The organism is Longimicrobiaceae bacterium (genome assembly GCA_035936415.1).
Lineage (GTDB): Bacteria > Gemmatimonadota > Gemmatimonadetes > Longimicrobiales > Longimicrobiaceae > JAFAYN01.
In genome coordinates this window covers 1-8,511 of the sequence record DASYWD010000358.1, presented here as the reverse complement: position 1 = coordinate 8,511, position 8,511 = coordinate 1, and the positions used below count along the sequence as shown (strand labels likewise).

Annotated in this window: 7 protein-coding genes; 3 read left to right on the top strand and 4 right to left on the bottom strand. The window is 71.7% G+C overall.

Annotation, left to right across the window (positions count from 1 at the left end):
- The first annotated feature begins 454 nt into the window (after positions 1-454).
- The 3 genes from VGR37_14560 to VGR37_14550 all read left to right on the top strand — a co-directional run bounded on the left by VGR37_14560 (position 455) and on the right by VGR37_14550 (position 5,274).
- Positions 455-3,130 carry a DUF5916 domain-containing protein gene (locus VGR37_14560; protein HEV2148623.1) on the top strand — a complete coding sequence of 892 codons (2,676 nt, stop codon included), beginning with the start codon at positions 455-457 and terminating at the stop codon, positions 3,128-3,130.
- Positions 3,131-3,411: 281 nt separating this feature from the next.
- Positions 3,412-4,524, top strand: coding sequence for a VLRF1 family aeRF1-type release factor (locus VGR37_14555; GenBank protein ID HEV2148622.1), 1,113 nt, complete (start codon positions 3,412-3,414; stop codon positions 4,522-4,524).
- Positions 4,525-4,647: 123 nt separating this feature from the next.
- Positions 4,648-5,274, top strand: a complete 627-nt coding sequence (locus tag VGR37_14550) for a hypothetical protein (protein ID HEV2148621.1) — start codon at positions 4,648-4,650, stop codon at positions 5,272-5,274.
- An 86-nt stretch (positions 5,275-5,360) separates the two neighbouring features.
- Here VGR37_14550 and VGR37_14545 read toward each other — a convergent pair whose 3' ends face one another.
- From VGR37_14545 to VGR37_14530, 4 genes are all read right to left on the bottom strand, one after another.
- Complete coding sequence (locus VGR37_14545) at positions 5,361-6,032, bottom strand: transglycosylase SLT domain-containing protein (protein ID HEV2148620.1); 672 nt, start codon at positions 6,030-6,032, stop codon at positions 5,361-5,363.
- 54 nt (positions 6,033-6,086) lie between these two features.
- Positions 6,087-6,581, bottom strand: coding sequence for a cyclic pyranopterin monophosphate synthase MoaC (gene moaC / locus VGR37_14540; protein ID HEV2148619.1), 495 nt, complete (start codon positions 6,579-6,581; stop codon positions 6,087-6,089).
- A 7-nt stretch (positions 6,582-6,588) separates the two neighbouring features.
- Entirely contained in the window at positions 6,589-7,740 is a 1,152-nt protein-coding gene (locus tag VGR37_14535; protein HEV2148618.1) for a hypothetical protein, read from the bottom strand.
- A gap of 291 nt (positions 7,741-8,031) precedes the next feature.
- The coding region (locus tag VGR37_14530; GenBank protein ID HEV2148617.1) for a peptidoglycan DD-metalloendopeptidase family protein at positions 8,032-8,511 on the bottom strand (480 nt) is incomplete at its 5' end.

The following is an 8,511-nucleotide window of genomic DNA, read 5'->3' as shown; positions in this document are numbered from 1 at the left end:
GAGAGTGTGGAGGCGAGAGCCGACGCGCTGCAATGCTCCGAGGCGATCGTCTTCATACAGCAAACCCTCCGATGGATGTGACCCATCGGAGGGTTTGTTGCTTCAACTCCCGGACCTCAATCTCCGGGATGACTCATGTTTTTCGTGCGCGGATCCAGAACGGAGGAGCGTGCTGCGGTCCCGCTCTGGATACTTGGCCGATCTTATCGCCCTCTATCCACCGCATCTCGCGGCCGCCACGCGGTAGGCGGGCGACGCCACACCGGGCGGGGGCCGGCGGGGGGCCGGGAGGCTGCGTTGCAACCAATCGGGCATGTGCAACGTCCAACGTGGAAAGCAACGGCCGTCCCGGGCGCCCGGCGACCCCGCGCCCGCTTCCGCCGCTTCCGCTCGCCCTCCCACCCGGCTCATTCCCATGCCCACCTGGCGCAGATCCGCAGCATCCCTTGCCCTCGTGCTCGCGCTTGCCGCGCCGGCGGCCGCCCAGGACCATGCGCACGCCGGGGGCGCACCCCCGCGCGTCCAGGCGGTGGAGCGCACCGCGCCCGTCGTGCTGGACGGGCGGCTGGACGAAGAGGTGTGGCGGACCGCACCCGCGGCCACGGACTTCGTGCAGATGGAGCCCGACGAGGGGAAGCCCGCCACCCAGCGCACCGAGATCCGCCTGGTCTACGACCCCGAGGCGCTGTACATCGGCGCCCGGATGTTCGACTCGCTGGGCGCGGCGGGCGTCCGCACCCGGCTGGCCCGGCGCGACCAGAGCACGGAGTCGGACCGGCTCGAGTTCGTCTTCGACACCTACCACGACCACTCCGGCCGCACCGTCCTCACCATCAACCCCTCGGGGGTGAAGGGCGACGCGGGGCAGGCCTCGCCCTACGCCGACCCGTCGTGGGACCCGGTGTGGGTGGCGGCCACGCGCATCGACTCGCTCGGGTGGACGGCCGAGCTGAAGATCCCCTTCAGCCAGCTCCGCTTTCCGCGCGACAGCGTGCAGACGTGGGGGATGCAGGTGTGGCGGTACACGCAGCGGCTGAACGAGCTCTCCATGTGGAGCCCCTGGGGCCGGCGGGAGCAGGGCGGGCCGGCGCGCTTCGGCCACGTGGAGGCGTTGCGGGCGCCGCGCAACCGCGGACGGATGGAGCTGCTGCCGTACGTGCTGAGCCGCGCCCGGTACGTAACGCCCACCCAGGCCGGGAGCCCCTTCCAGAGCGGCGAGCAGTACGACATGCGCGTCGGCGGCGACGTCAAGTACCAGCTCAGCTCCACGCTCACGCTGGACGCCACCATCAACCCGGACTTCGGCCAGGTGGAGGTGGACCCGGCGGTGGTGAACCTTTCCGCCTTCGAGACCTTCTTCTCCGAGAGGCGTCCGTTCTTCGTGGAAGGGAGCGGCCTGTTCGGCTTCGGCAACTTCTCCTGCTTCAACTGCTCCAACATCTCGCCGATCTCGCTCTTCTACTCCCGGCGCATCGGCCGGGCGCCGCAGGGCTTCGTGGCCAGCCGCGGCGCGGAGTTCGTCCAGGCGCCCGAGAACAGCACCATTCTGGGCGCGGCGAAGGTCACGGGGCGCACCCGCGGCGGGCTCCAGGTGGGACTGCTCGACGCCGTGACCCGCTCCGGTCGCGCGCTGGTGCAGGACACGCTGGGCAACCGCTTCACCGAGGAGGTGGAGCCGGCGAGCAACTACTTCGTGGGGCGGGCGAGGCGGAACTTCCGGGGCGGGAACACCACCGTGGGGGCCATCGCCACCTCGGTGGTGAGGCGGTTCGACTCGGAGGCGCTGGAGCAGCTCATCCCCGGGCACGCCGAGGCGGTGGGGGTGGACGGGGAGACGTGGTGGAAGGACCGCACCTACCGCCTCATCGGCAACTTCGCCGTGTCCAACGCCTCCGGCGATCCGCTCGCCATCACCCGGCTGCAGCGCTCGTCCGCGCGCTACTTCCAGCGGCCGGACCGGGTGAACGGCAGCAACGCGGTCTTCTCGGACCTGTTGGACCCGGCGGCCACCTCGCTGCGCGGCTTCGGCGGCTACGCGCGGCTCGCTAAGGAGGCCGGCAACTGGTACTGGGAGGGCGCCCTCGACACCCGCAGCCCCGGGTTCGAGGTGAACGACGCCGCCTTCCTGACGCGGGCGGACTACGTCTGGATGCTGGGCAACGTCATGCGCAGGTGGAACCAGCCGACCTCCTACTACCGCTGGTGGCAGGCCCTCGCGGGCGGGCAGCAGCAGTACAACTACGACAGCGACCGGACGGCGGCGCAGCTCCACTTCTTCACCGGGGGGCAGCTCCCCAACTTCTGGGACGTGGCCTTCTACACGGAAGTGTACCCGGAGGTGAGCGACGACCGCCTCACGCGGGGCGGGCCGGTGGTGCGCCGGCCGGGGGGCTACCTGCTCCACAGCCGGATGGGAACCGACTCGCGGAAATGGCTGGTCTTCTCCGCGCGGGCCAACCACCTCGTGGACACCCAGGACGGGGGCTTCACCTCGGTCGGCGGCAGCGTCCGGGTGAAGCCGGCATCGAACGTCCAGTTCTCGCTCGGGCCCACGTACACCCGGGAGCGCTTCGGGACCCAGTTCGTGCTGCGGCGCGTGGACCCCACGGCCAGCAACTTCTTCGGGCAGCGGGTGGTGGTCGCGGACATCGACCAGAACCGGTTCTCCATGGACACGCGGCTGAACTGGACCTTCACGCCCACGCTGACGCTGGAGCTGTTCGCGCAGCCCTTCGTGTTCGCCGGCGACTATTCGCGGTTCAAGGAGTTCGAGGGGCCGCGCACGACCCGCACCCGGGTCTACGGCGAGGACTTCGGCACGATCTGCTTCGACGCGGCAGCCGGCCGCTACACGGCGGACCCGAACGGCAACTGCGCCGTGGCCTCGGAGCGCTCCGCCCAGGCGTTCTCGTTCCGCAACCCGGACCTCAACGTGCGCTCCCTGCGGGGGAACGCGGTGCTCCGCTGGGAGTACCGCCCGGGCTCCACGCTCTTCCTGGTCTGGCAGCAGCAGCGCGCGGGGAGCGAGCCGTTCGGCGACTTCGACTTCGGGCGCGACGCCAACGCCATCTTCCGGCAACGCCCCGACAACATCTTCGTCATCAAGGCGAGCTACTGGATCGGGCGGTAGCGGGGGAGGGCGGGGCGCATGGAGGGGGCACCGCACGGACACCCGTGCGGTGCCCCCGTGCCGTTCCACGCCAGCCGGATCCCCGACGGCCGTCCACCCGGCCGACCCGCGGTCGCCGCCATGGTCTTTCCGCCGATCGGTTCATTTCCGCCACGTCCGGCGCACCGCAGGGTGTCCACCGCGCGCTCCCGCGGGGGAGCAGGCAAGACAATTGCATTACCCAGGTCCCTCTCAGCCGAAGACCGGAAGGTCGACGACCCTCCACTTCCACCCGACGGACCATGATCACGAAACAGGACATCGAGCGCTTGATCCAGCGGCAGGACGGCGAACAACCGGTCCTCTCGCTCTTCCTCGACATGTCGGTCAACTCCGACAACAAGCGGACCCACAACGTCTTCCTCAGCCAGCGGCAGGCGCAGTTCGAGGAAATGGACGGGAGCAGGGCTCCCGCCGTCGCGGACACGTTCGAGCGTGTGCGCGAGTGGCTCCGTGACGAGTTCGACGAGGAGAACCGCGGCGTCGTCATCTACACCGAGCTCGATGGCGGCTGGTTCGAGGCGCTCCAGTTCCCGGTCCCGGTGCAGAATCGTGCGCTCCTGACGCCGCGCCCCGTGATCGGACCGCTGGCGCAGGTGATCGAGAGCTACCACCATCACGGCGTGATCCTGCTCGACCGCGAGCACGTCCGCATCCTCAGCGTCTACCTGGGGACGCTCCTGGACGAGATCGAGGTGCACGGCGACCCGATTCCGGCGCCCTCGCACGTCCAGGCCGGGGGGTACTCGCAGGCCCGCTACCAGCGCCGCAAGGCGGAGGAGATGCGCCACTTCTTCAAGGAGTTCGCGAAGGAGGTGGAGGTCTTCGTGTCGCGGTACAAGCCGGACGACCTGGTGATCCTGGGGACGGAGGAGAACGTCGCCAAGTTCCGCGAGTTCCTCACCGAGCAGCTCCAGGAGAAGGTGGTGTACACAGGCAACGCCTGGGTGGACGACAGCACCACCGACATCCTGAGTCGGCTCCAGCCGCACCTGGACGCGCACGAGGACCGGGAGCGGCAGGAGGTGGTGGAGCGCGTCCGCGACCGGGTCGCGCACGACTACCTGGCGACCGCCGGGCTCCAGGGGACGCTCACCGCGCTCCAGGAGGGGAAGGTGGACACCGTGGTGATCGCGCGCGACCAGAGCCAGGACGGCGCCCGCTGCAAGCAGTGCGACTTCGTCTACGCCCGGGGGATGGACCGGTGCTCGTACTGCGGGTCCAGCGAGCTGGAGGAGGTGGACGCGGTGGAGGAGCTGGTCCGCATGGCCGAGGGGCAGGGGGTGGAGATCGCCTTTACGGATCCCGGCCAGGTGGGCGACCTGCGGGGGGTGGGGGCGCTCCTCCGCTTCTGACGGAGACCCGGGTCCCGCCCGGCCCTCACGGAGGCGCGGCTCTGAGCCGCGCCTCCGTTTTTCTTGACACCGCGGCGGGCGGAGCCGTACGTTCCGGTGCAACTCACCCGGAATCTCGTGTCCATGACCTCCCCCGAACTCGACGAGGCCGGCCGGGACCGGCTGCGCGCCGAGCTCCAGTCGCTCGACGGAGTGCGCGCGGCCCTGCTCGACGGACCTCCGCTGGCCGTGCACCTGGTGTGCGAGCGGGGCGAGCCGGCCCGCCTGGAGATGCAGGCCGGGGCGGTGCTCGCCCGCCACGGCCTGGACCGCGGCACCGCTCAGCTGCACGTATCCTTCCTGGCGGCCCCCCAGCCGGCGCGCCGCGTCCGCTTCCGGGGCGCCACCCTCCACCGGCCCGCCGCGGGGCGGGCCGTCGCAACGGTGTCGCTGGAGTGGGAGGGGTGCGTCTACGAAGAGCAGGTGGAGGGGGAGAGCGGCGACACCGTAGAGCTGCGCCTCGCGGCCCTCGCCACGCTCCGGAGCATCGGGGCGCTGGTGGGGGAGGCGTTGCGCTTCCGGCTGGTGGGGATCCGGACGCTCCGGGCCTTCGACACCGACCTGGTCGCCGTGCTCCTGCACGCCGACCACGGGCGCGGCCCGCTGATCGGCGCCTCCCTGGCGCGCGAGAGCCCGCACGAGTCCGCGGCCATCGCCGTGCTCAACGCCACCAACCGCGTCATGGGCAACTACCTGATGACCGGCGACTGAAGCCCCCGCGCCGCCCGGTCCCATACGCAGCGCGCCGCCGCACGGAGCTTCCGTGCGGCGGCGCGAACGTTCTGCGTCCCCGGGTCCTACCGGGCCTTGCCCAGCACCATGCGGGCGTAGCCGTTGTCCGGGTTCTGGCCGGCCTTCAGCAGCCCGTCCACCCGGTGCGGGCCGCGGTTGTAGGCCAGGAGCGCGAGCTGGACGTCGCCCCCGTACTTCTCGATCATCATCCGCAGGAAGCGGAAGCCGAGCCTCAGGTTGGTGTCCCGGTCGAACATCTCTCCCCGGGAGATGCCGGGCGCCAGGAAGCGCGCCGTCTCCGGCATGAGCTGCGTGAACCCGACCGCCCCCACCGGGCTGACGGCCCGCTGGTTGAACTCGCTCTCCACCCGCACGAGCCCGAAGGCCAGCTCGGGATCGATCTGCTCCGCCAGCGCGATCTCCTCGATCGAGGCCGCCAGGTCGGCAGAGATCCCGTACTTCGCGGAGTTGGCGTGGATCCGCTCCAGGCGCTCGATCTGCAGCCGCTGCAGGTCGATCTGCCCCTCCAGCGACTGCAGGCGGGCGTCCCCTGCCAGGAACCGCTGCTGCCACTCCACGGCCCACCCGTCCGGCTCCACCGAGGTTGCTCCCAGCTGGAACGCGAACACGAAGAGCAGGATCCCGAGCGTCGCGCCCCGAACTGCCGGCCAGATCTCCGTCCGTGGCTGCTTACGCGCAGCGACGTCGGCCTGCAGCTTCAGGAGAAGAGACTGCATAGCGCCTCCGGGCTAGAGTTACCCTCCGCAGAGCAAGCGCCGTGCCCGCCGCGGCTACTCCGGGGCCCCCTCCCATGCCCCGCTGCGGCCACCTTCCTTACGTACCAACCGGATAGCTTCGATCCGCATTCCCCGGTCCCGGGCCTTGCACATGTCGTAGACCGTGAGCAGCGCCGCGGCCACCGCGGTCAGCGCCTCCATCTCCACTCCCGTCTTCCCGTCCACCCGGGCGGTGGCGGTGGCGCGCACCCCGGGGAGCGCTTCGTCCGCCTCCAGCTCCACCTCCACCGAGGTGAGCGGGAGGGGATGGCAGAGCGGGATCAGGTCGGCCGTGCGCTTGGCCCCGGTGATCCCCGCGATCTGCGCCACCAGCAGCACGTTCCCCTTGGGCGTGGTGCCTTCCCGGATCGCGCGCACCGTCTCCGCGCTGGTGACGATGCGTCCCTCCGCCACGGCCACGCGCCGGGTCGTCTCCTTCTCCCCCACGTCCACCATCCGCGGGCGCCCCTCTGCGTCCAGGTGGGTGAAGCCGCTGCCGCCCGCGGTCACGGCGCCCTCACGCGGCGTTCAGCAGGTCCGACCGGACCCCGCGCAGCAGGTCCGCCAGGATCAGCTGCGGGTTCACGTTCCCGGAGGCGAGCTCCATGGCCCGGTGCACCCGGTCCAGCGCCCGCCCCACGCCGAGCGGCCGGATGTCCCGCCGACGCACCACCTGGGACAGCGTCTCCACATCACCCGCGTTCACCACGTGCTCGGGCGCCCCGGTGGCCGCGGCCATGAGGTCGCGGAGCCAGACGGCGAACGCCTCCAGCGTCCCGGTGAACTCGCCGCGCCCGCCGGTGGGCGCCTCCGCGAGGGCCGCCGCGAGCCGCGCCGTCGGCGAATCCGCCACCGCCGCCATGAGGAGCGACCGTCCCGCCTGGCGCTGCTTCTCCAGCGGCCCCGGCGCGTCACCCACCGGGAGGAGGCGCAGCGCCCTCCCGATCGCCCCCCCGGAGAGCGCCGCGACGCCCTCCGCCTCCCGCTCCGGCATCCCCTTCCGGCGCACCAGGAAGTCCCGCACCTCCTCCGCCGCCAGCGGGAGGAGCCGCACCGGGAGGACCCGCGAGCGGATGGTGGGGAGGAGCGCCCCCGGGGTGGACGAAGTGAGGATCAGCGTCGTGTCGGCCGGCGGCTCCTCCAGGAGCTTGAGGAAGGCGTTCGCCGCCTCCTGCGAGGACTCCTGGGGCACCATGGCCTCCGCGTCGCCCACCACGAACACCTTGCGCGACCCCATGGCGGGCCGGTTCCCCGCCAGCTCCTGGAGGGTGCGGATCGCCGCCAGGAAGTACGAAGGGGCCCGGTCGTAGCTGGGAACGTGGAAGGGGTCGCCGCGCCGTGCCGCCAGCTCCACCGCGCGCGCCTCCTCCAGCTTCTCCCTCAGCCGGTCCGGCCCGGTGGCCTCGGGGCGCGGGAGGGGGAAGAACCAGTGCACGTCCGGGTGCTCCAGCCGCGCCACCAGCCGGCAGTGGAGGCAAGCCCCGCACGGCTCGGTGCCGCCCTGGGAGTCCTCGCACACGATCCGCTGCGCCAGCCAGAGCCCGAAGCGCTCCTTGCCGATCCCCTCCGCCCCGTGCAGCAGGAGCGAATGCGGCAGCTCCCCGTCGCGCACGGAGGCCGCGAGCGCGGCCCGCATCGTCTCATGTCCCTGCAGGGGGATCAGCGGCATCGTTTCGTTACTCCAGCCGTGCTGTTGCGTTCTGTGTTGGGGCCGCTCCGGAGCCAGGCCAAACGGCCGGCCTGTCTCCTGCGCGGGTCGCGGAGCCCGGGATACTACCCCCGGTCTCCGCTCCGGCTCCGTGAGCCTGCCGGAAACTGCCCCGGCAGTCTCCCTCCGCACAAGGGGCGGGGAAGGGCAGAGAGCCCCAAAACAAGAAACCCTCCCCCGCATGCGGGGGAGGGTGGCGAGCCTAAGGCGAGCCGGGAGGGGGCCGCACTTTCGCACTCACGCACTTCCGTTCTACCTCTTCCTGAGCCACGCCAGCGGATCCACCGCCTGGCCGCCGGGGGCGCGGATCTGGAACTCGATGTGCGTCCCCTCCGGCGTCCCCTCGCCGCCCACCGTGCCGACCACCTGGCCGCGGGCGATCTCGGCGCCCTCGGCCACGCGCACCTCGTCCAGGTAGAGGTAGAGCGAGTAGTAGCCGCCGCCGTGGCTCACCACCACGCTGGGGCCGTACCCCTCGAACGGCTCCGCCAGCGCGACGGTGCCGGCCTCCACGGCCTTCACCGGGGTCCCCTTCGCCGCGCCGATCCCGACCCCGTTCCAGCGGAGCACCGTCCCGCTCGGCGTGGTGGTGCGGCCGAAGCGGTAGAGGATCCGGCCGTCCACCGGCCACCCGAGCGAGCCCAGGTCGCTGGTGGAGAGGCGGGACGCGGAGGCGGCGGGTGCCGGCGCCGGGGTGCGCGCCGGGGGCGGGGCCGTCGCCCGGGTCCCGCC